The organism is Pseudomonas sp. UBA5706 (assembly GCF_002419965.1).
Classification (GTDB): Bacteria; Pseudomonadota; Gammaproteobacteria; order Pseudomonadales; family Pseudomonadaceae; genus Aquipseudomonas.
The window spans coordinates 56,816-78,833 of record NZ_DIHC01000028.1 but is presented as its reverse complement, the minus strand read 5'-3'; the positions used below and the strand labels follow the sequence as shown (position 1 = coordinate 78,833).

The following is a 22,018-nucleotide window of genomic DNA, read 5'->3' as shown; positions in this document are numbered from 1 at the left end:
TTACCACCTCTTGGTTTTGACGTTGTGGACGTGAAGGTGCTCGCCTTCGCGGATGGGCTTGACCACGCGGCCAATGTCGACGCCGTACTTGACCACGGTATCGCCTTCCTGGAGGTCACGGATAGCCAGCTTGTGGCCGATTGGAATGTCGCTGAGAACCTCGAATTCCAGTGTCGTGTTCTGGTCCATCACCCACCCGGTCAGCTTCTGCCCGGCTTTCACGCCTTCGACAACCACGACGCCCACTGCGTCGTCGGCGTCGTGGACGACAAAATCAATGCTCATTGTTGTTCTCCTCATTGACGGTCATTCATTTACCGTAAGTCCTGTATAGGACATAGGATATAGGATAGTCAAGAAAGGATTGTTTTTTAAATTTTGGGGTTATACTTCAACGCATCGATCCACTACTGACTCAATCCTATGAACGACGCCGTGCAAGCCCCATTCAAAGCCCCGACCTTCCAGCCGCTGTACCGGCAGATCAAGGATCTGTTGATGGAGCGGATTTCATCTGGCGAGTGGTCTCCAGGAACGTTCATTCCCAGCGAAACCGCGTTAGCGACGACTTATGGCGTCAGCGTCGGTACGCTGCGCAAAGCCTTGAACGAACTGATGGCAGAGAATGTGGTGGTCAGGCAGCAGGGCAAGGGCACATCCGTGGCTACACACGATGCTGACCACGCACTGTTCCGTTTCTTCAACATCTGTCGCCCGGACGGGGAGCGCAGCATGCCGGTGTCGATCGTGCTTGAACGCCGGTTGCGCAAGGCAAGTGCGGCTGAGGCAGCAGAGCTTGGGATTCCGGCAGGGGGAAAGGTGGTGCACATTGCCCGGGTGCGTGAGCTGGAGGGCAAGCCCGCGATCTACGAAGACATTCTGGTCTGTGCCGAGCGCTTCCTGGGGCTGGAAAAACAACCCGAAGTGCTGCCCAACACGCTTTATCATCTTTATCAGCAGCGATATGGCATGACCGTCGCTCATGCCGATGAACGCATCGTGGCCATTTGTGCAAACGATCAACAAGCCACTTCCCTGGGCGTTGCGGTCGGAACGCCGCTCCTGCAGATATCCCGTCTGGCACGTGATTATCAGGGGCGGCCAGTGGAAAAGCGCCTGTCTATGGTGAGCACACAGGCGCACTGCTACAGCAACAGCATCTAGCTGTTTTTGTATGGGTCGACCGTCAGGTTTAGGCGAGATGAGTGACGAGCTTGACGTTCAAGTACGCCTCAACAGCTTCCGTTCCACCTTCAGAGCCATAGCCTGAATCCTGGACACCACCAAACGGAACCTCGGGCAACCCCAAGCCTAGATGGTTGATGGTCAGCATGCCCGCTTCTATCCCGTCACTTAGGGCTTGAGCGGTGTTGCTGTCCTTGGTGAATGCATAGGATGCCAGCCCGTAAGGTAGACGATTCGCTTCTGCAAGCGCTTCGTTAATCGTCTCGAACGGCATTATCAACGCCAATGGCCCAAACGGCTCATCGTTCATTGCAAGCATGGTCGAAGTTACGTCGCTTAACACCGTGGGCAAGAAGAAGTAGCCCGGTCCATGCCGGCGTTCGCCGCCGCACACAAGTGTTGCTCCCTTGCTCAATGCATCCTCGATCATCGCCTCAAGCGCGGGCGCTCTGCGCTCGTTGGCCAGCGGCCCCATCTGGCTGTTCGACTCCAGACCGTCACCTATGCGGATAGCCTTTACGTGCGCGGTGAATCGAGAGATGAAGTCTTCGTAGACACTGCGTTGTACCAGCAGACGTGTGGGGGCGATGCAAACTTGGCCCGCATTGCGAAACTTGGCCATCGCCAGCAGCTTGGCGGCCGCGTCGAGATCAGCGTCGGCAAATACCAATGCAGGAGCATGTCCACCCAGTTCCATGGTCACGCGCTTCATGTGTTTGCCAGACAGTGCCGCGAGTTGCTTGCCGACATATGTGGAGCCTGTGAATGTAACCTTGCGAATGGTTGGGTGTGCAATGAGGTAGCTTGAAATGTGCGCGGGGTCACCGTAAACCAGACCGATAACGCCGGCCGGAACACCGGCATCGATGAACGTGCGGATCAACTCGGCGGGCGAAGCGGGTGTCTCCTCTGGGGCTTTTATGATGATTGAGCAGCCTGCGGCCAAAGCGGCCGAAAGTTTGCGCACGATCTGGTTAATGGGGAAGTTCCAAGGTGTGAATGCGGCTACTGGTCCCACCGGTTCCTTCAGCACTCGCTGCTCTACGCCTGTCGCGCGAGATGGGACGATGCGTCCGTAGGTTCGCCGCGCTTCCTCCGCCAGCCAGTCGATGGTGTCGGCTGCCCCGAGGGTTTCGACACGTGACTCGGTGAGCGGCTTGCCCTGCTCCAGAGTCATCAAACGAGCAATTTCATCGCTGCGCTCGCGCAGCAGGTGAGCTGCCTTGCGCATGACTGTATAGCGCTCGAATGCTGAGGTGCGACGCCATCTCTCGAAGCCCCGTTCAGCAGCAGCCAATGCGGCATCAAGATCGGAAGTGTCCGCTTTGGCCACTCTGCCCAGCGTTTTTCCTGTAGCCGGATTGACAACATTCAGGGTGCTACCTGAGCGGGAGGGCTGCCAGTTGCCATCGATGTGCAGTTGAATATCGGAATACATCACAGTCTCCATACTTGTCAAAGTGAGTGAGCGCGGCGGACGCTGGTCTGCGGTTCGGCATGCGCAGTAATTCTCGCTTTACCGCGCACGCGCCAAGCGCAGAAAAATGACAGCAGACAGATCGCGATCAGGTAGCACGCAACGTACCAAGGCTTACCGTTATTCAATTGCAGCAGGCCGGTCGCAATCAGTGGGGTGCACCCACCGATGATTGCCGAGAACTGATAGGCGATGGACAATCCCGTGTAGCGCACCCCAGGGCCGAACAGCTCGCTAAAAAAGGTCGCCTGAACAGCAAACATCGAAGTGGGCCCAAGGTTATATGCCACTACAATCCCTACCAATATCCATACTGGGCTCTGGCTTCCCAGTAGTAGAAAAAAAGGGACCGTGAACAGCGCCATGAATACCGCTCCAGCCATGTAAACCTGCCGTCTTCCGATTCGATCGGACATCGCGCCGAATAACGGGCAGATGATAAGCCCGATACAGGCAGCAGTCAGAACGCCATTAAGTACGACTGATTTTGGCAGGGCCAACTGAGTCGTTACATAGACAATGGCAAACGTGTTGACGATGTTGGACGCAGTCGTTTCCGCCAGACGTGCTCCGATGGTCATCAGCAACGCGCCTGGGTGATCCTTGAGCAACTGAAAAAGTGGTGCGCGTTCAGGAGAAGCGTCTCGTCGGGCGGCGGCTTTGATACGTGCAGCTTCGAAATCCGGTGTTTCCTCGATACGCAGGCGAATGAGCAGGCCCACGATTAACATGACTGCGCTCATCAAGAAAGGTAACCGCCACCCCCAGCTCAGCAAGTCCTGCTCAGGCAATTGGCTGACCAGCGCGAAGGCCCCCGTCGCAAGAAGGATCCCCCCCGACGCAGCCGCTTGTGGAAGGCTGCCCCAGAACCCCCGTTTGGCTTCGGCTGCGTGCTCGATAGTAAGTAGTGCAGCTCCGCCATATTCGCCACCAAGGCCAAAACCTTGGGCCAAACGTAATACCAGCAACAACACCGGTGCCCAATAGCCTGCCGTTTCCCACGTGGGTAATACCCCGATGAGGGTGGTGGATATACCGACGATCAGGAGTGTCGCCAGAAGGCTCTTCTTGCGCCCGTAGCGATCGCCCAAGTGCCCGAAGTACAGCCCACCAAGCGGTCTGGCAAGAAAACCCACGGCGAACGTCGCGAATGCAGCGATCATCCCCGCTGCAGGGCTTTCACTGGGAAAGAATAGCTTGCCGAAAACCAGTGCCGAGGCGGTGCCGAAAATGAAGAAGTCGTACCATTCCAGCACAGCACCAGCGAGGCTGGCGGCTGCCACCTTTCGCATTGATACGTTGCTGAGGGTACTTCCAGAGCTTTGTTCAGGAGCCGTCATTTTTGTTGTTCTCCTCTTGAATGGAAGGTGGCGTTACTGCATGCGTACAAGCACTTTGACGCTGTCGGGCTGAGCCGCTAGGCGATAACCTTCGGCAGCATCCTTCAGATCGACGATGGATGTAATCAGAGCGCTTACATCAAGGCTGCCGTTGTGGATCAGCTCAATTGCCCGTTCCATATCGGCGCCGATGTACATCCCGCTCCCATGGATATCAATCTCGAAACGCTGAAGGCGTGGGAGATTCACATAGCGCTCGCTACCAGGCACGCCGACCACTACCAGAGTGCCTCCTCCGAGAGTGGCAGTGCTGCCCAGGCCCAAAGTGGATTGAGCCGCCACACAGTCAAAGACTGTTGTGAACCGTGCGGCGCCGTCCAGTTGATCGGGCGGCAAGGCAGCAGCGGCACCGAGCTTCAGTGCAAGCGCACGCTTGGAGGCTACGGGTTCGAGAATCGTGATTCTGCCCGCTCCACGTGCGCCTAAAGCCATCAGCAAGCACAAGCCGATCGTGCCGCCTCCGATGATCAGCACTTCCTCAAGATCATCCGAGCGTTGTGCTGCATGAACCCCTACCGCGATCGGCTCAACCAGAGATGCCAGTCGCGGGTCCATTTGGGGAGGAAGACGATGTAACTGGCGCGTATTCAAGTTGAGTGCAGTCTGACCGGCCCCTGGCAGACGAAAGCCTATGACTTTGGCTTGCTCGCAGTGGTTGTCCTGACCTTGCAAGCAACGGCGGCATTGCCCGCAACTCACCAGCGGATTGAGTGCTACCAGATCACCTTTAGCGATGCCACTGACGTCGTCCGCGCAGTCGATGACTCGCGCGACGACCTCGTGCCCCGTTACCAGTGGTGGCTTGATCCATGGGTGCTTGCCGTGCAGCACATGCAAGTCGGAACCGCAGATGCCAAGATATAGCGGGGTTACACTGACCTCTCCCGGCTGAGGTGCGGGTAAAGGGATATCGCTATGAGCCACCCGGACGCTGCCCAGGTCGTCGAACATTATCTGTTGAATGGTCATTCTTATTGTCCTTCTAGCAAAAAGACGCCTTTAACCAAGGTTGCTATCGCACCAACCCAAGCCAAGCCCAACGTCAGCAGTCGAGCGGTAGGGACCGGCACCCAGCGATTGAGCCGACTGCCTAGCAACAAGCCGATGCCAAGCGTGACTGATCCCGCAGCGATGTAGCCCGGCATCAGAGGCGGGCCACCTTTGGTGGTGAGTGAGACTAAGTTGGTAAACACGAAATACACTTGCACTGAGCCCACGAATGCTGACTGCGGCCAGCGAATACTTGCGGCGTACAACGCAATCATCGGACCACCGATACCTGCTGTGACATTCATGAAGCCGCTCGCCGCACCGGCCAGTACGGCACCCGTACGGCCTTGAAGAAGGAGCATGCTCCGGCCGAATTGCAGCATCGTCAGCGAACCGATCAATACGATTCCGATGCCCAGCATCAGCACACCGAGGGACAGCACATGGAGCGTCCATACCCCCAGTGGCATGACAGCGAGTGCAGGTATCAGCAGCCATATCAGTCGGCGCAGGTCCACTTGACGCCAGGTCTGGGCCAGTATCAGGCCGCTGGACAATGCACTTAACACGTTGGCCATCAGCACACCCAGATGCGGCCCAAGGCTTACAACCAGCAGTGGTGATGCCACCAGTGCAAAGCCCATACCCGACAACCGTTGCATGGTCGCGCCCACCAGAACGGCGCACAGGCTTAGCACCGTAGTGCCAAGAGAGAGTCCGTCCACTACTGACCGACAACCCGATCAACGACATCACACAGGCGCTGTAGGCGCGGCACGGCATCTTGGAGCAGCGCCTGGTCTATATCGTTTGCACCGATCACACCGCTCCATACCGCGCGTCCGGCGAGAAACCCTGAGGCCCCCTCGCGACATGCCCATTCGACCGCTTGCGGGAAGCGATCCTGTGTCACGCCGGAAGACAGCACAACCCAAGGTGATGCGATGGCTTTAGTCAATCGCGCGCACTCGTCTCGCAAGGTCTTCTCATCGCCTTCGCCCTTAAGCGGCACTTCAGCCTTATAGAGATCAGCGCCCAGATTCCCCAACTCTTTTGCAGCGGCATGAACTCCGGCATTCCAATCGAAATCGCCTCCGTTACGCGGCTTTCGTGAGATGGGTTCAATGATGCTCACCAACCCGGCGCGGCGACACCGAGCAACGAAATCTCGAACCATCGCCACTCGCGCGTCAGGCGCCTCATCTGGACGCCACAGGACCAATAGTTTCATTGCCACTGCACCTTGTTCACGAACGCGCTCTGGAATCATGGCTTGGTCGATGATCACATCCCCGACTATTTCGTCGTCGCCGGCGATAAACTCGTCCCCCGCGGCGATAAGGCCACAGCGTGGATGCACGGCTTCTCGGGCGACAACTTGCTCCCATGCAAACTGACGATCAACTAGTACCGCTGACGCGTAGGGCGTAAGGATCTTGGTCGCGCGCAACTTGAAATCGGTAACCTGCTGATCGCTGACCGGAGTGCTTTGGTGCGCCGCAAACATTTGGCGCATGGCTTCACGCTGATCTACGGCGAGCATGGCGAATGCACCGGAGGGTCGCTTCAAGGCATCGAGCGCAAAGGCAGTGGTTTGGATCATCACAAGGTCTCCTCAAGGGCAATAACGGGCAAGGACGACAACAGGTCCATTACCTCGGCGTGAGTCGGTATGGCTGACCGGCCATCAATGCCGCGACACGACAGCGCGGCGGTGACATTTGCGTAGCGCACGCTGTCGACAGGTGACAAACCGTGCAGGCGTGCAGCTAGTAGGGCACCGTGAAACACATCCCCGGCACCTAGAGTGCTTATCAGCGGTGCTTGTGTGAAAGCCGGCACGCGGAAAGTATTGCCTTCGGCATCTATCGCCATCGACCCTTGCTCGCCGGCAGTGGCGACGACCCATCGTGCACCCTGGTCAATTGCTGCTTTCAATAGCGACTTTGCAGGCAAATCGCCGTAGGTGGCTCGCAGCTGCAATAGGGTAGGGGCAAAAAGATCGGCGCTGGCGGGATCAAAGCCAGGTATGGGATTCCCTGCGTCTACCGAAAGCTTTGCTCGGCTCGAAACTAGTTTAAAAGCGCGCCAGCTGGATTGGTCGACATGTACCCAGTCCGCTTCACGAAGGTGGAGCAGCGCTAGTGGGTGGCTCGCAAGATCAAGTTGTGGGCCGGGCCGATTGCAGATGGATCGAGTACCCGCTTGGCTGTCGCAGACGATCACGCTGACTCCAGAGGCTTGACCTGGTGCAGATAGCATACTGTCTACAAGCACCCCTTCCATTTCCAAGTCCTGACGGATCTGTGCGCCAGCGCCGTCATCCCCCACCACTCCAATAAAGCGAGTCTTGATTCCCAAGCGGGCACAGGTAACTGCGGCGGTGGCCGCAGGTCCTCCGCCAGCAGTGATAATGGCTTTGGCGGCTACACGCTGGTCTGCGTCGGGGTAGCGCTCGACTTGGGCAATGGTATCTAGGGTACAGACACCCGTGAATACCACGACAGGAGGTGTGCGTGTCATGTCAAATTACCAATTGTGGGTTTTTATTATCACTTTTGGTATTTTTACCGTTTTATCGAAACGGATGTCAACCCTATAAAAAGAAAAGCCTTAGGGCGTTGGCTGTGCAGCTCAATAGACGAATATTACCAATGTTGGTAATATCGGTGCCGTCAGTGTGCAGGAGTACCAAATGCTTTACGGAGAAGCTTCCCAGCGGCGCCAGGCCATTCTTGAATTACTCCGCGAGCGCGGCGTTCTCGCCATTCCCGATATTGTGGAAAGCTTGGGCGTGTCTCCAATGACAGTGCGTCGGGACCTACAACTTCTTGATGAGCAGGGTTTTCTGCAGCGCACAAGGGGGGCGGTTGGCCTTAAGGAGGCCGCTGTTCTGGATAGTTTTAAGACTTTGCCTCCCGACAAGTATTTCGAGGTCCGCAGCGCGAGACAGATGTCGGGCAAACAGATGATTGCTAGACTCGCAACCCAGTTCGTCGAGCCCGCAGACAGCATAGGGCTGGATGCAGGGACCACCGCCTTGGCCGTGGCGCATGCTCTTCCGGCGAGCTACGTCGGCACCGTGGTCACTCACTCCATTCCATGCCTTGACGCTTTGATGAATGCTGGCAATGCTCAAGTCATTGCCTTGGGTGGCGACTTACACCGGCCCAGCCGTGCGATGGTTGGGCCTAGTACCACCGAGCGTGCTAGCCAACTGCGTCTGCGTACCTTTTTCCTAGGTGCAGCCGCAATGGACGAGAAAGGAATCTACGTCTCGGCCGACATCGAGCGAGAGACTAAATTGGCGCTGATGAGGGTCGCGGATCAAGTGGTTTTGTTGGCGGACAACTCCAAATGCGCCCTATCTGCGGCGGTGCGACTGTGCGGTTTTGAAGTCATAGACAGGCTGATTACCGATCTACCTTTGCCCGAACCGCTCGCTCACGTGCTTAAGCTGCAGCAGGTGAAAGTGGACATTGCGGGCTGACCCTGGTTTTTGACCATGCCGGCTGCGTCATCTATTGCTGCTCGGGCCGCTCTTTTAAACCACGGATCGTATTTGCATAAGCGACTCTTGAGGTGGCGTAAGGAAGCCCCTGCCAACCGGTCTTGCATTAACTCGTGCGAACGGACAGACACTAACTAAAATATGGTATTTCAACATTCATTATTGGCCGACTACGGCCCTTAGCCCCCGGCAATCATTCACCGAAAGCCAGCTTAGGAGCGGGTCTCGGTGTCACGGATGGGCTTGATGACAATCGATCCGTTTTCCAATTCGACGCTCGAAAAGTCACCGCTGTGGGCCTTATTGTTGGAAGGAACTCCGGAGCCAGTTTAATGACAACGTCCCCGTTGCCGTCGTCTGCTTTCTGACAAATTACAGTCGCTTGCAATGAACCACTCATAAGGACTCGCTCCACACCCGATGACCAATTTTTTGCTTGGCGTCGCTGGCCAACATCCTCGGGCAAAGATAGAGGTCCACCACGTTGCCTTCGTCGTAGCCGATACGGTGGAGCAAGCGTACCCGCTGCTTCGTGATGGTTGGTTCGGCAACCCCAAAGCCGTTCATATAGATTCGCGGATGGCAGTTGATTGCGTTAAGGGCTGGCGGGTGGAGCTCAGCAGATTGGCTCCGTTACCTGGTTCACCTCGGCTGTATCGGTATCTCATCAATCTGGGTGGCTACGGACAACACGCCTTTGGCGAGGCGCATGACTGTCTTTTAGTGGTTGCCAAAGACCAGCGGGAAGCTATATCGAAAGCAAAACGCCGGGTCTTGTCGCATTGGACTCAAGCACACACCGATGTCGTCATGGATGTAGATGATTGCTTGCCCATCCAAGGGCAGCAGTGGGCTCGCCACCTGGGGTGGCGGTCATCTACAGGCTTGCTCCTAGAGCCTGTAGCTGAATTCGTCTCCTCACTATTCTGACATGGCAGAATGTTTGGAGAGTAATGGACAACGCTGACCACATACGTGGTCAGCCGCAGTGGAGGGAATCGCTACTACAGCGACGTTCAGCAGGTCTTCGCGCCGTGAAAAAATTGGGGATGCAGACAGCTTTCGCGCACCGATTTCGTTCATGTGAAAAGCGTGATCGCTCCTGTCAGCAATGAAACTCCGGTCATCAACAGTGAAAGCAACACAGCCCATTTGATTGTTGTTTTCTGAAAGTCTCCAAGATCGCGATCGATCATGCCGACCAGCAATAATGTAGATGCCACCAGCGGACTTATTTGGTGAACAGGTTGGCCGAGAACCGACGCCCTGGCGATCTCTATTGGACTGATCCCATATGCCGCCGCCGCGTTTGCCAAGATAGGTACCACCCCGAAGTAGTACGCATCGTTTGATAGCAGGAACGTCAGCGGCATGCTGGTGATCGCAACCACCAGTGGGAAAAGGTGGCCCCAGGATGGAGGAATCGTATTCACTAGCAATTGAGCAATCGCATCGACCATCTTGGTGCCGGAAAAGATGCCGGCAAACACGCCCGCTGCGAACACCAGAAGCACTACGACCATGGCGTTGCCTGCGTGGGCGAGCATGCGCTCTTTCTGTAGATTCAAACGCGGATAGTTCATCACTAGAGCGACGACGAATCCAAGCAGGAAGCTGATCACCGAATGCAGCGCACCGGTCACCAAGCAAACCATTACGATCAAAACCAGAATAAGGTTCGGAATCACCATCTTCGGTTTCTTGTTTTCACCATGGCCGACGATGGATTCGATGTAACAGTCACCGCCACCACTGGACAGGCTCATCACGCCAATGCGTTTTCGCTCCCGGCGCCCCAACAAAAACGCGGTATACAGCACTCCCAGTGCACCCACTGCCATGGTCGGCAGCATCGGAATAAAATACTCGGCCGCATCCAGACCTAGGACTGCAATCACACGCGTCGCCGGGCCACCCCAAGGGGTCATACCGCCCATCACGCTTAGCGACAGCACGCAGAGGCTTGCCAAGATCATCGGGTTCATACCGATGCGTTTATAGAGGGGAAGCATGGCTGCGCAGGTAATCATGTAGGTCGTGGTGCCGTCGCCATCCAGAGCGGTTGTCAACGAAAGAAGCGCCGAACCGATTGCAATCTTCACCGGATCACCATTCACCTTCTTCAGGATCATTTTGATCATCGGATCGAACAGTCCGGCATCGAACAGCACGCCAAAGAACAGAATCGCAAAGAGGAGCAAGGCTGCGGAGGGTGCGACCATTTTGATGCCGTCGAGCATCATCTTGTCGGTGGTCAAAGCAAAGCCTGCGACGATCGAAAAAACCACAGGCACCATGATTAACGCAACGATGGGCGAAAGTCGCTTCGCCATGATCAGGTAGGTAAGTACCACGACCATTGATAAGCCGAGAAATGCCAACATGTCAGTTACTCTTGTTTTTATTGGGTGTGCCGTCAACCTGCCGCCGCTACGCTAGAGGTAGCGTTGCCGCAGGAGATTGAGGGTCAGGTCAAGCGCGGGCGTTCAACTGGCAACGGTGGCACCGACAATGCCGTGATGTTCCAGCGCGTCTGCGACAAAACCGCTGGCCTTGGCCCGCTCGACGAATTGGCGCAATTGCTCGGCTGCCTCTTTACCGTAGGTATGAGGTACACCCATCGCCTGGCGGATTTCCATGAAGCGGCCAGGCAATAACCGCAAACCCGGAAACCGGCCCGCATCGAACTCGAGTTGCTGCCTCACCCCAGCCGCGACGTCGGCGGACTCGGCTACGAACGTGTCTACGACGGTTGGCGAAGTGGGGGAACGAATGATGGTGGCCACCTTAAGTTCGCGTGTCAGGTGCAAGTCATAGGCGCTGCCTTTGCCAACCACGACGCGCACCCCAGTCTGATCAACCTCGTTGTTGTCCTGTAACGGCGAGTCTTCTTGCACCAGGTAGCAACCCTCGATCAATACGTAGGGTTCGGTGAAGGCGAGCTGTTCTCCTCGAACGGGGTCAATAGCGAAAAAACCGAAATCAGCGTGGCCTTCAGACACCGCAGCAACTGATTCTCCTGCGCTTTTAAAGACGCGTAATTCCAGGGGAATTCCGATTTCCGCCGCAAAAGCCAGGGCCAGATCGACAGATACACCTGCTGCAATACCGTCCTCGTCCAGTCGGGCCAAAATTGGGTTTCCCACATTGATGGAAGCCCGCAGTGTGCCAGTCGGAGCGAAGATGGCAGTGAGTTCTGCATTCAGTACAGTCATGTCTATTCCCCTCAAGCCGTGCGGCTGGCGTATTGGTCGAGTAGACGTTGGGTGACGGAGTCAACGGGAACGCCGTCCTGCAGATAGCGCTGCATCTTCTTCAGTTCTATCTGACCAGGCACGATGACTGGCGACCCACTGTCAACGGGCGGGCTCTGATGCAAAATGGATGCGAAGTCGGTCATTCTGTCTTTCAACCATTCACTAGACCCCAGCCGGGCAGTGTCGATGAGGATGAAGAAGTGACCGAGATTTTGCGGCTCATCCGGCGCATCAACCCACGACTTCACATGAGTGAGATATGCCGCATTGGAGAGAAGCCCAGCCAACAGATCGACGACCAGCGCGAGGCCATAACCCTTGTGGCCGCCAATGGGCAGGAGGAAACCGTCGAGTGCTGCGCGAGGGTCGGTGGTGGATTTCCCGTTAGCGTCGGTCGCCCAGGTATCAGGAATGCTTTCTCCAGCCTTGAGCGCATTGCGAATCTTGGCGCGAGCCACCACGCTCATCGCCATGTCCAGCATGAAGTGACTGCCATCTGGGTTGGGTACGCCGAAGCCCAATGGGCTATTTCCCAACCGAGCGTCGCTGCCGCCGGAGGGCGCGATGGTCGTTGTCGCGTTGCTGCCGATGATGCTGGCAAAACCCTGTTCAGCCGCGATGTAGGAGTAGGGCGAAATGGGCCCGAAGTGGTTGCTGCCCCTAGCCAATACCAAGCTGATACCAAACTTTCTGGCGAGCTCGATACCTGTCTCCAGTGCAGCCATTCCCACCAGCGGGCCGACCGCATTGCGCCCATCGATGCGTGCGATGGCCGGTGCGACTGTTTCTATTGCCGGTTCAGCCGCAGCACCGATGCCACCTGACTCAAGCCGCTCACCATAGGATTCGACACGGCTCAGACCATGGGTGGTCAAGCCGAAGAGGTCAGCCAGCACCAGCACATTGGTGACTTTTTCGGCAGAAGAAGGTGCAAGGCCTAGGCCTTCAAATGCCTTGCGTCCAATTTGACGAAGGTCATCAACGGCAACGGTGTGAAGCTCTTTTTTGTTGTTCATTCAATACGCTCGTTTGCATCCGAACAGGCAGGCACGTACCTGCGCAAATACCTGGCTCGGAGGTTAGAAATATTGGGGTGGTCGGCAGAGCAGAATCGACGTGTTTGCGATGTGTCTGCGTGTTGACAGAGTGGCAAGCGGCAATTAAAAAGTAAATTGCAAATAAAAGTGCAATCTATGAGTAAATCGCATGAATTTTGATTTGGCGGATCTACGAGGTTTTCTAGCTGTTGCTGATCTGGGGGGGTTCAGCGCTGCGGCGAAGGCTCTGCACTTGTCGCAGTCCGCACTTTCTCGAAGAGTTGATAAGTTGGAGCAGGCCTTGGGGGTAATGCTGTTTGAATGCACCACCCGCCGCGTCGAGTTATCAACGGTTGGCCGAGGATTCGTTCCCAAAGCCCGGAATGTACTCAACGAACTTGAAAGCGCGCTGATTGGCTTTCACGACTTGTCACATCGACTGTCCGGAGAAGTGACGATTGCCTGTGTCCCGTCGGCGGTGGCTTACTTTCTGCCCGACGTGATCCGGCAGTACCACGCCAAGTATCCCGGCATCCGTATTCGAGTCATTGATGAGTCGTCCTCGGCCATTCTGACGGTCGTTGCAAGGGGAGAAGCGGACTTTGGGTTGACTTACATCGGCACTCAGGACTCCGAGGTTGTGTTTCAGTCATTGCTGGAGGAGGCGTTCGTCGTAGCACTGAAAGTGGGTCATCCATTGGCCAAGCGGAAATCACTAACGTGGGACGATCTGTCAAACACGGATTACATCAGTCTGGCGCAGGGAAGTGGCAATCGGTTTTTGATCGATCAGGCGTTAGCTAATCGGGATGTCCGACCTCGTTCGTTTTGTGAGGTGAAACATGTGCCGGCACTGGTCAGCCTTGTTGAAGCTGGACTGGGAATCGGTGTCGTACCCAAATTGGCGATGCCTGCCAATGGACACGCCACGCTCGTGACTCGGCCGCTGACTGATCCATCAATCAGCAGAACCCTAGGGCTTATATCGCGGAGGGGAAGGGCACTATCACCAGTGGCGCAGCTTCTTTTTGATTTATTGATGGATATCCGTGAGTGATTGCTATCGCTGAACATCTGGAAGGTGGAACTTGCCCAAGTAGAGGAACCCGTCTTGGTCTCGGGGTAGGTCTGTAACTGGTGTGAACCACGGTCTGGTCATACTTCGATACCTTAAATCGCCGACCTTCAGCGGGGCTTCTGCTACAACAAGGTGAGGCCTTGGCGTCGAGAGAATTAGGCGTCACACGCCCGCGTCGTGAGTCTTTTCACTGATAATTATGAGTAACGTTACCCACGGCTCTATCTGAGCTTGAGCTGCGCCATATCATCGAGCGTGACTTCCTGCCCCTTCAATGCAAATGCATCATCGACTCGCGCGGCGAGCTTTCAGTCGAACTGCTCGACCAATCGCCAGGCTGGAACCTAGTTGCAGGTGGGATTCCCCGGTCTCAGTTCAAATCGTGCCCTGGGATCGTCAACTTCGTTGCCGAAATGAAAGCGCAGTTGGCGATGCAAGGTGGGGTAGAGCGGTTTCGCGAGGGGGTGACCTGTCGTTGAGCGCTCAGCCGCGTTCCTGATCGAGTATCTGGTGCAGCTCTGCCCACGGCATTGCTGCCACCTCGTCCTTAGCCTTGCACTTATCCTCGTGGGTAAAGGACTCATCACTCTAGGTGATCGGCTGGTCACGCATGCAGCCAATGCATACAGCGACTCCTCCGACGTAAGCCAAAGCCGCTGACCAATTAATCATGCATTGATTGCTGTCCATGTTGCCGCATCCTCTGCGTCGATGATCAGCTTCAGCCTAAGTCGGGTGAGCAGTGTTCTACACGCTCAAACAGATGAACTTATCTGGCGGGCATGGCTGGAAGCGAGGAGGCTAGGTGAATTCGGCGGTCACCGATTGGACGGCACAAAATGAAAGACACCTACGATCTCGCTGCCGCCACGACTCACTCGGTCTGATGGGTGATTCACTCCATCGTTAACGGTAATCTCCTCAAAATCGAACGGGCTAACACCCTCCAGGCATGAGGCATTAATCCCGGGTTGATGGGGATGGGATCGTCGCTGGTGGTGGGTGTAAGATTCTCCATCGGAGCTTTACTGCCATTCACGCCGCGAGGTTCAGCCCGAATTACCCTGTACCCGTTATCCGCGAGTTAGCTTGCAACCTGGTCATAGTCGTGAGCCCCGCGACCTTTTGACGGCAAAATCACGATGATTTTACCGTTGCCTTGGTCGAGGGCCTGACTGTGGACATCGACTTTTTCGGCAGTGATAGTTCGTACCAATGGAGTAGCCTCTGCAAGACAACTTAACGCGAACAGACTCACCAGCATTAGGGAGGGGAGAGCGTAATTCAAACGCATGTGTCGGCCCCTTTTTTGTTTTCCAAGAGGGTAAAAGATTGACTTCAAGGGATAAGTGCCTGAAGGACAGGCGCTAGATAAGCGCCTGTTCTTCGGCACTGGTCGTCATTTTTTGGCGTACTGCGTTTTCGCGAACGCTGCAATTGCCTCGGCCATAGCCTTGGGCTGCTCAGGAGCCATGGCGTGTCCGGAATTTTTAAGCACCACGATCTGGACTCGATCACCGAGCATATTTTTCAGAACGCCGGAAAAGCGCCGAGGTGCCACGGAATCTGCTTCACCTTGCAAATCCAGGATTGGGGCAGAGCCTGCGGCAAAGTAATCATCCACCGGTGTTGTGTTGCGGGCATGGGATTCGACCTCGTGGGTTTCATCATGCCAACCGTTAAGCCAGACCGCTGGGTCATTGCCAGGTGCAAAAAATGCTTTGCGCAAGTAGATCAGGCGCTGCTCATCGCTCAGGCGTAGATCACCAGCGCCATCAATGGCCTGGCGCATTTCAGCGTTGATCGGTTTCTCAGTGGATCCCGGTGGGACTTTGCCAGCCGAAGCAGCGGCCAGTACCACGCCTCGAACGAGGTCTGGGCGATCGGCGGCTAACATGCGAGCTGGAAAGTTGCCCCAAGCGTGACCGACCACCACCACTGGCCCTTTATTTTCGTGTTCAACGACCGCGGCAACGTCCTTCGCGAAGTCGTGCACTGAGAGATTTTCCATAGAGCCTTTGCTCTCACCAATACCATGCCATCGCGGCGGGTCTACATTCACGACTGATTGAGTTTGGTCGTTTTGCTGTGACGAATCGCAGGAAACGAGGTTTGAGAAAACCGGAGACGTTTGATTTCCTGGGTTTCACCCACTGTTGTAGTGTCAGCCGACGGGGTGACTTCCAAGTACTGCGACTGACCGTCAAAAAGCGTATGCGTGCGACGCTTCTTGCTATCCGTGAGGAGTTGAGGCGCCGACGTCATGACCTTATCCGGGTTCAGGGGCAATGGCTCAAACGTGTGCTGAGCGGTTACTTCAATTACCACGCGGTACCGGGGAACTTGATACGTCTTGGCGGTTTTCGTTTGGCGGTATGCCGTCTCTGGCGGCAAGCCCTTAAGCGACGCAGCCAGCGTAATCGGCTTCAATGGTCACGTTACGGACGCCTTGCCGATCTCTAGATTCCAAGTCCCAAGAATGCACACCCATACCCTGAGGATCGCTTCGCGTCACATACCCGAGGCAGGAGCCGTATGCGGTAGTTCCGCACGTACGGATCTGTGCGGGGGGCGGCAGGTAACTGCCGTTCCTACCGCGACCCTGATTACGTCGTGGGGTCTTGCATTGCCAACGCACTTGCTTGGCAGGCGTGTTGTCTCGACCATTCAGGATGCACCTGGCGGCAAACCCAATAAAAGCTAAGCTCTGGGGCGCGTCTTTGGTTCATCATTGAGGGGGTATGTAATGGGGTCGCTCACCAAGATTTCTACTGTTTCAGCTTTGATTTCGTTGGGGGGATGTATGAGCCCTGAGGCATACTTACTGAACATCTATACGTCCCCTAAAGGCGCCATTGTTCGTGAGGATGGGGGAACATTGGCGGGGCGCGACGGCTTCATTGCGTTGCGGTACAAGACTGATTCGCTGAAGCAGCACCAAGAGAATGGCTGTTTTTTGATTAATGGATTTACTGCTACTTGGCCGAGTGGCGCGAAGGCTTCGTCTGGCGTCATTCGTTGGTGCGATAAAGACAAGACGCTCATGGGCGTTATGATCCGACGTCCAGCGGACGCTCCCAATCTCCAATTTGATCTGGATGCAGAGAGGCGAATGTTGGATGAGGCTGTCGCTGCCAGCAATGCTGCGGCGGCTCAAGTTCAACCGCCCTCCACCGAGCAGCTCATTGCTACAGGAGGTAGTAATAAATACGACACCTATTACTCCGCAGATGCTGGAGATATCAACCTGAGTAGTGATTGCGATACAGCGGAAAAAGAGGCTGCCGCCAAAGTGAACAGCATGGCCGCTGCGTCGAAGGGCCTACCGCCCAATGTTTGTCAGTCGGCTCGTAACAGTCGCAGATCTGGTGAGATAGGGCTGAAGCTGGCTGAGGCATGCGAAGGTCGGCCCGGCAACGATGAGTTGGTGAGCGCGATGGTCAAATTGATCAAAGAATCTGACGCCACTATTCAAGGCAGCTGCATGTAATTTCGTCCTCTCGTAGCGATCAAGCGGTGCGCTACGACCGGCATCCCAAGACTGACGGGCAACATTCGCAGTAGAATACACTGAGTTGAAAACTGCTTCCCTCCGAGAATTTGCATGACTCCCGATCTCACCGAAGACGAAATGCGCCAAGCGCTTTTCGGTACCCCTGCGCCCGCGCCGCAGGTTACCGCTCCACCACCCCCAGAGCCCGTCCCTGAGATCGTGTTCGTGAAATCCACGGCGCCGATTCCCAAGAAGAAGGTGGCTAAAGCCTTCACGGCCCGGCTGAGAGTCACACTTCGTGTCCGCAATGAGTTTGAAGGCAAAACGTTTGAGCTGATTCACGAAGCCGATACCCTCAGCAAGTTGCTAGCTGAGCAAGAGGCGGTGAAAGCGGCCAGAAAAAAGTACCGGTATGTAGAGGTGGTGTCGGTTGCATCAATGTAGTTGAGGCTGCACCTTGAGTGGGGCTAGACGGCTAACCCTAGTCTTGATTATCAACATGTGGAGCCTTTACGCAGAATGCGCAGCTTTTCCTAGACCATATTCGCTAGCTCACTGATCGACCATGGATCGCTCAGAACGACGGTTTAGGGTGGAAGCGCGGTTGGCGGCGGAGCTGAACCAACAGAGGTCACGATTATTGCAAGCCTAGGCTTGAACACCCGAATGATTTGAGCTAACTCGAAGTTATTTAGCAGCCCCGACATCTGCACATCGATCAACACTAGGTCAACCTGAGTGGAGTCTTCAGTGATCACATCCGCGTTAAGTGCTGCCTTCGAGTTCACAGAGCGTTTCTTACTATGGTCATTAACTCGTAGGGATGGCCACAAGCGCAAAACGGCTATAAAGGACAAGTTCAGACCTATCATCTGTATGGTGGCCTCAGCCCAAAGCTGAGCGCCCGCTCTGGTCCAGCATCGGCAGCATTAAACCGTTGGCGTCGGCTGAGCCCATCGGACCGGATCCGTTAGGCTTCGTTATGGCCAAGGTTGTCGACGCACGGCACGAACATCATCGTGATTGGTGCCACAGGTTTGAGTAGTACGTGCCGTGGTTGGTACCGAAGACGGTGTCATTGTGGACGTGGCGCCCGTGGACAGCAGTGCGACGAATGCTGCTCGGTACGATCAGGGTGAGCGTGTTGAACTGCAGGGCATAACCGACTAGGATCATTGGATCAGCGTAAGAAATGGATTGTCTGGTGTCGGTTCACCCAGCACCGCGCGGGCATTTTTCAGCATGTAACCATTTAGGGAACCGGTTCTACGTGGCCCCTGTACCTTACACGTCCATATGTTTTGGCCATCGGGCCGTTTTTCATGTAGGCCTAGTCTTTCAAAATGCCGTTGATGTTTCCGCCAGGCATCTGGTTTTTGATGAGTGTCAGCAGCTTTCAGGTGATCGGCGACGTAGTGTTGAAATATGCCAGGGGTGACCAAGAAAAATGTCCCGTTGACCGTGTGAATTTTCGCCTTGCTGTCGTTAATAAGCAGACTGTGGTTACGTATGCCTTCCCGTAGCCATTGTACAAAGGGCTGTCCAGGACCGTCGCTCGGCGAATCACATGAGGGGGGCAGGCGATGTGGCGCCGGTTTGTCCTCTATCTCGATTTTCTCATCAACCATGTCCATGAGGTCATCTAGATGGGCGTAATGCTGCCCTAGAGGCTGGACGCTTGTTTTTTGCTCTGGCTTCGGCTCTGTGTGTGCGCTCTGATCATTATGTCTGAATTCATTAAGTTCACTGGGCTGCCCGTCGTCGCTGGCTGCCAGCTCCACCGTTCCCGTAAAAAATTGCGGCCTATTCTGGTCGGCCCAAATCAGGCTGGGTTGCAAGCGCAAAAAGGTGAAGCGCTGCTGCCATCCTGCAGATGAAACCTTCGCACTCCAGATCGCTTTGCCCTCAGGCGTTGCCTCGACCAGACCATGAGATTGCAGCTCATCAAACATTGCCAGGTTGGAGGAGGGAACGCCGTCGACAGCCTGGGCCAAAAGATAGATACGAAGCTTGTCGGTCACCGTCTTGCTGACTAACCATAGATGCTCTTCGGTAAGCCATCCTGCAGCGCCCGGTTGATTAAGTTTGAGGTCATTTTTGACGAGGTGGCGCAACCCCATTAGCAGGTGATGCTGGAGCGAGTGGGCGGGGGCTTGTAAGGCCTTGAGCGGATTGGCGCCGATGTTCTGCGCCGTGGAGATGCGATCGGCTTGCTGGACCAGTTCACCCAGTTTGCCGGCTAGATCGTAGTGGTTTGCCAATAGAAACAATAGTCGTCCCCACAGCTCGGGATAGCCGCTAAGCCAGTCGAGCAGAGGCGGCATCAGGATCTGTGTATAGAGCAGCCCTGTGGCTGCACCGTGCAGGTGGTAGTTGCGGCCGGCGTTGTACCGAAAGCGGTACGGCTGGTCCAACGGTCCTTGCCAAGGGTGCCATACTTCGCCGTCGTCGTACTCCACATGAATATCAACGGCAATCTTGCCAATGTCGTGCAACAGCGCCCCGTATGCGATGGCGGCGCTCCACGCGTCGGTCTGCGCGGCCTGATCTTCGGGCGCGCTGCCGCTGGGTAGTAGGTGCGACTGGCGCAGCTTCAAACTACAGGCCATCAGTTCCAGCCCATGGTCCAGCATGCCGCCGGGGTAGGCGTGATGATGAGTTTCACTGGCAGGCAGCAGTTGTACGTAGCTGGCGTAGCGCCGAATCGGATCGAGATACAGCCGATCAAACTGTGATGGGGTCAATGCCGTGTACTGCCAGATCCGCTCCAGGAGTCTCTTTCGGTGCTTCACGTCTAGGAGGATTTCCGCCGGTTGAGGCAGAAAAATACCGTCGACAATGGTTTCTGGTTCCGGTGGAACGGCTTTGCCTTTTGAGTGTATACGCCACCAATGCCTCATCGATTCACCTGTTGTGGTTTCGAGGGGGCCTTTTGCTTTTTGCGGATAAGCCTCTTACCCTTGCTCCCCCTTCCATTGACCCCTTCAACCTTTACAGCCCTGACCTTTTAATGAGGTAGGGAATCTTGATCACCGTCGCATCGCATTCTTCCCAAGGTCAGGGTGAGCCCTTTTTCGGCAGCGCAACGTGGGAGGCTTGGATGTAGGGTCACCCCTTGCGAAGCCACGCTGACCTTCGTGTAGGGACCATCCTTGAGAGCATGTCCAGCGGTAAAACAAAGGCCCCTTACGGGGCCTGTGTCTAGCGGGGAAGATCATGCGGGCACGCATTTGAGTGTTTGGGTGGATTGTTCTGGTTGAAGTGCCATCAGGTACTCCGATGCTTCGCGAGCCAGGCCGCTGGCGCGGAAGATTGCACGCTTGTCTTCCTTGAGTATCTTGAGCCAGCTCGCGAGGTATTCCTCGTGGCGTAACTCGCCCTGGATGCCGGTCATTGCACAGAGGAACGCAGCTCCCATTTCCGCCACCAGTTCCTCAAAGGCATACGTCGCGGACCCGAAAAGATGACCCCTCGTAATCCCATCGCGATTGAGCCGAGACGTGTGCCCTGACCAATGTGTGAGCTCATGTAGTGCCGTCGCGTAGTAGCTGCCGGCGTCCTCGAACTGGGCCTTGGTCGGCAGTTGTATCAGGTCGCGGATCGGTTGGTAGAACGCGTCATCGCCGTAGCGATGTTCGATCCGCGCCCGACTGGCCATCAGCAACTGCTCGGCCGGGAGATGATCGACGAAGGCGGGTGGACCGTCAGACTCATCGCACGTCGGAGTTTCAGTGGTCAGGCCTTCGGTCTGCTCGATGTTGAACAGGCAGTGGGTTCGCAGCAGCGCGAACTGCACCATCTTGATGTTGCCTTGCTCATCCCGGATGACCTGACCGTCCGCGTCCTGTGCTTCCTTGCTCATCGGTTTGTACAGCACCGCCAGAGCGGATTGTTCCCCCTTGCGGATATGCCCGCCGGCTTGGCGAGCCTGGTTGAAGGTGAGCCAGCGATCCTGCTTGAAGCCCCGCAGCCGCGCTTCGGCCCATAGCAGTGGGATGTTGATGCCGGCATAGGGACGGTGGGTGATGGCGTTGAGCGGAAAAGGCGAGTCTGCATGTGCGTTTGCGGTTGTCCAGGGCTTGATCCAGGGAATGACACCTTGATTCAGCGCGCTGACAATCTTGTTAGTGACGTCCAGATAAATATCGTACATGGCGTTCTCCAGTCATGAAGGCGAGGGAACGCCTCCCATCCGGGAAGTGTTCCCGGATGGGTGGATGGACAGGTGGACGAGCAGACGGTGTCACAGCGCCGCGATGTCTGCAGCGGCCTCACTGGGAAGGTGTATCAACAAAACAGCCGGACCGTCACAGGGCGCGATGCGGTCCAGTTTCATCAGGTGGGGAGATTCGACGTCCGATGTGACGTTGAGGTGTGAGTGATCTAGCGGCAGGTCAATGGGCCATTCTGGGGAGCCAAGAGACGAGATCAGCGCGGCGTTGAGCAGATCGTTCAAGTGCAGCGCTGATCGAAAGTGACCATCGTTGCCGGCGGTGAACGCCATGATGTAACCCCACACGCCGGGGCTGAGGACGACGGCGTCTGAGAAACATTGGGTGATTGGCATACGTGCCTCCATGGAGCAATGGC

At 55.9% G+C, this 22,018-nt stretch carries 21 protein-coding genes; 7 read left to right on the top strand and 14 right to left on the bottom strand.

Annotated elements, in window-relative coordinates; all coding sequences use genetic code 11:
* The gene (locus B3I26_RS12600; protein ID WP_296258068.1) at positions 1 to 285 is read right to left on the bottom strand and encodes a UxaA family hydrolase; all 285 of its coding nucleotides are present in this window, start codon (positions 283 to 285) and stop codon (positions 1 to 3) included.
* 150 nt (positions 286 to 435) lie between these two features.
* On the opposite strand from B3I26_RS12600, the gene B3I26_RS12595 reads away from it, so the two are divergent.
* Positions 436 to 1,164, top strand: coding sequence for a GntR family transcriptional regulator (locus tag B3I26_RS12595; RefSeq protein WP_296258067.1), 729 nt, complete (start codon positions 436 to 438; stop codon positions 1,162 to 1,164).
* 28 nt (positions 1,165 to 1,192) lie between these two features.
* On the opposite strand, the gene B3I26_RS12590 is transcribed toward B3I26_RS12595, so the two are convergent.
* The 6 genes from B3I26_RS12590 to B3I26_RS12565 are packed head-to-tail and all read right to left on the bottom strand — an operon-like array spanning position 1,193 to position 7,575.
* Positions 1,193 to 2,623 (bottom strand): NAD-dependent succinate-semialdehyde dehydrogenase, encoded by a 1,431-nt coding sequence (locus tag B3I26_RS12590; RefSeq protein WP_296258066.1) that lies wholly within the window; start codon positions 2,621 to 2,623, stop codon positions 1,193 to 1,195.
* Positions 2,624 to 2,640: 17 nt separating this feature from the next.
* The gene (locus B3I26_RS12585; RefSeq protein WP_296258065.1) at positions 2,641 to 4,002 is read right to left on the bottom strand and encodes an MFS transporter; all 1,362 of its coding nucleotides are present in this window, start codon (positions 4,000 to 4,002) and stop codon (positions 2,641 to 2,643) included.
* Positions 4,003 to 4,035: 33 nt separating this feature from the next.
* On the bottom strand, positions 4,036 to 5,031 hold the full coding sequence (locus tag B3I26_RS12580; RefSeq protein ID WP_296258064.1) for a zinc-dependent alcohol dehydrogenase: 996 nt from the start codon (positions 5,029 to 5,031) through the stop codon (positions 4,036 to 4,038).
* A 2-nt stretch (positions 5,032 to 5,033) separates the two neighbouring features.
* Positions 5,034 to 5,777 (bottom strand): TSUP family transporter, encoded by a 744-nt coding sequence (locus B3I26_RS12575; protein ID WP_296258062.1) that lies wholly within the window; start codon positions 5,775 to 5,777, stop codon positions 5,034 to 5,036.
* Positions 5,777 to 6,655 carry a hypothetical protein gene (locus B3I26_RS12570; RefSeq protein ID WP_296258060.1) on the bottom strand — a complete coding sequence of 293 codons (879 nt, stop codon included), beginning with the start codon at positions 6,653 to 6,655 and terminating at the stop codon, positions 5,777 to 5,779. The genes B3I26_RS12575 and B3I26_RS12570 overlap by 1 nt, the downstream gene beginning before the upstream one ends.
* A complete protein-coding gene (locus B3I26_RS12565) occupies positions 6,655 to 7,575 on the bottom strand; it encodes a carbohydrate kinase family protein (RefSeq protein WP_296258059.1) in 921 nt (306 codons plus the stop codon). Before B3I26_RS12565 ends, B3I26_RS12570 begins: the two co-directional genes overlap by 1 nt.
* A gap of 172 nt (positions 7,576 to 7,747) precedes the next feature.
* On the opposite strand from B3I26_RS12565, the gene B3I26_RS12560 reads away from it, so the two are divergent.
* Positions 7,748 to 8,542 (top strand): DeoR/GlpR family DNA-binding transcription regulator, encoded by a 795-nt coding sequence (locus B3I26_RS12560; RefSeq protein ID WP_296258057.1) that lies wholly within the window; start codon positions 7,748 to 7,750, stop codon positions 8,540 to 8,542.
* Positions 8,543 to 8,983: 441 nt separating this feature from the next.
* Positions 8,984 to 9,493, top strand: coding sequence for a DUF1543 domain-containing protein (locus B3I26_RS12555; protein WP_296258055.1), 510 nt, complete (start codon positions 8,984 to 8,986; stop codon positions 9,491 to 9,493).
* A 149-nt stretch (positions 9,494 to 9,642) separates the two neighbouring features.
* Here the strand turns inward: B3I26_RS12555 and B3I26_RS12550 are convergent, their stop codons facing one another.
* The 3 genes from B3I26_RS12550 to B3I26_RS12540 form a co-directional block, all read right to left on the bottom strand.
* Positions 9,643 to 10,947, bottom strand: coding sequence for a CitMHS family transporter (locus tag B3I26_RS12550; RefSeq protein WP_296258053.1), 1,305 nt, complete (start codon positions 10,945 to 10,947; stop codon positions 9,643 to 9,645).
* Positions 10,948 to 11,049: 102 nt separating this feature from the next.
* Positions 11,050 to 11,778: an ABC transporter substrate-binding protein gene (locus B3I26_RS12545; RefSeq protein ID WP_296258052.1), complete on the bottom strand. Its 729-nt coding sequence runs from the start codon at positions 11,776 to 11,778 to the stop codon at positions 11,050 to 11,052.
* 11 nt (positions 11,779 to 11,789) lie between these two features.
* Positions 11,790 to 12,836: an Ldh family oxidoreductase gene (locus B3I26_RS12540; RefSeq protein ID WP_296258051.1), complete on the bottom strand. Its 1,047-nt coding sequence runs from the start codon at positions 12,834 to 12,836 to the stop codon at positions 11,790 to 11,792.
* Positions 12,837 to 13,026: 190 nt separating this feature from the next.
* Between B3I26_RS12540 and B3I26_RS12535 the strand changes: the two genes are divergently transcribed.
* Together B3I26_RS12535 and B3I26_RS28885 are read left to right on the top strand one after the other, a co-directional pair.
* A complete protein-coding gene (locus tag B3I26_RS12535) occupies positions 13,027 to 13,914 on the top strand; it encodes a LysR family transcriptional regulator (RefSeq protein WP_296258050.1) in 888 nt (295 codons plus the stop codon).
* 257 nt (positions 13,915 to 14,171) lie between these two features.
* Positions 14,172 to 14,414 (top strand): DUF1652 domain-containing protein, encoded by a 243-nt coding sequence (locus B3I26_RS28885; RefSeq protein ID WP_409522021.1) that lies wholly within the window; start codon positions 14,172 to 14,174, stop codon positions 14,412 to 14,414.
* Positions 14,415 to 15,334: 920 nt separating this feature from the next.
* Here B3I26_RS28885 and B3I26_RS12530 read toward each other — a convergent pair.
* Positions 15,335 to 15,946 (bottom strand): alpha/beta fold hydrolase, encoded by a 612-nt coding sequence (locus tag B3I26_RS12530; protein ID WP_296258049.1) that lies wholly within the window; start codon positions 15,944 to 15,946, stop codon positions 15,335 to 15,337.
* 735 nt (positions 15,947 to 16,681) lie between these two features.
* Between B3I26_RS12530 and B3I26_RS12525 the strand changes: the two genes are divergently transcribed.
* Positions 16,682 to 17,425: a hypothetical protein gene (locus B3I26_RS12525; protein WP_296258048.1), complete on the top strand. Its 744-nt coding sequence runs from the start codon at positions 16,682 to 16,684 to the stop codon at positions 17,423 to 17,425.
* 114 nt (positions 17,426 to 17,539) lie between these two features.
* Complete coding sequence (locus tag B3I26_RS12520; protein WP_296258047.1) at positions 17,540 to 17,872, top strand: hypothetical protein; 333 nt, start codon at positions 17,540 to 17,542, stop codon at positions 17,870 to 17,872.
* A gap of 728 nt (positions 17,873 to 18,600) precedes the next feature.
* On the opposite strand, the gene mobH is transcribed toward B3I26_RS12520, so the two are convergent.
* The 3 genes from mobH to B3I26_RS12505 form a co-directional block, all read right to left on the bottom strand.
* Entirely contained in the window at positions 18,601 to 20,328 is a 1,728-nt protein-coding gene (gene mobH / locus B3I26_RS12515) for a MobH family relaxase (RefSeq protein ID WP_296258046.1), read from the bottom strand.
* Positions 20,329 to 20,642: 314 nt separating this feature from the next.
* Positions 20,643 to 21,581 carry an ArdC family protein gene (locus tag B3I26_RS12510; RefSeq protein WP_296258045.1) on the bottom strand — a complete coding sequence of 313 codons (939 nt, stop codon included), beginning with the start codon at positions 21,579 to 21,581 and terminating at the stop codon, positions 20,643 to 20,645.
* Positions 21,582 to 21,671: 90 nt separating this feature from the next.
* The gene (locus B3I26_RS12505; RefSeq protein ID WP_296258044.1) at positions 21,672 to 21,995 is read right to left on the bottom strand and encodes a hypothetical protein; all 324 of its coding nucleotides are present in this window, start codon (positions 21,993 to 21,995) and stop codon (positions 21,672 to 21,674) included.
* Positions 21,996 to 22,018 lie beyond the last annotated feature (23 nt).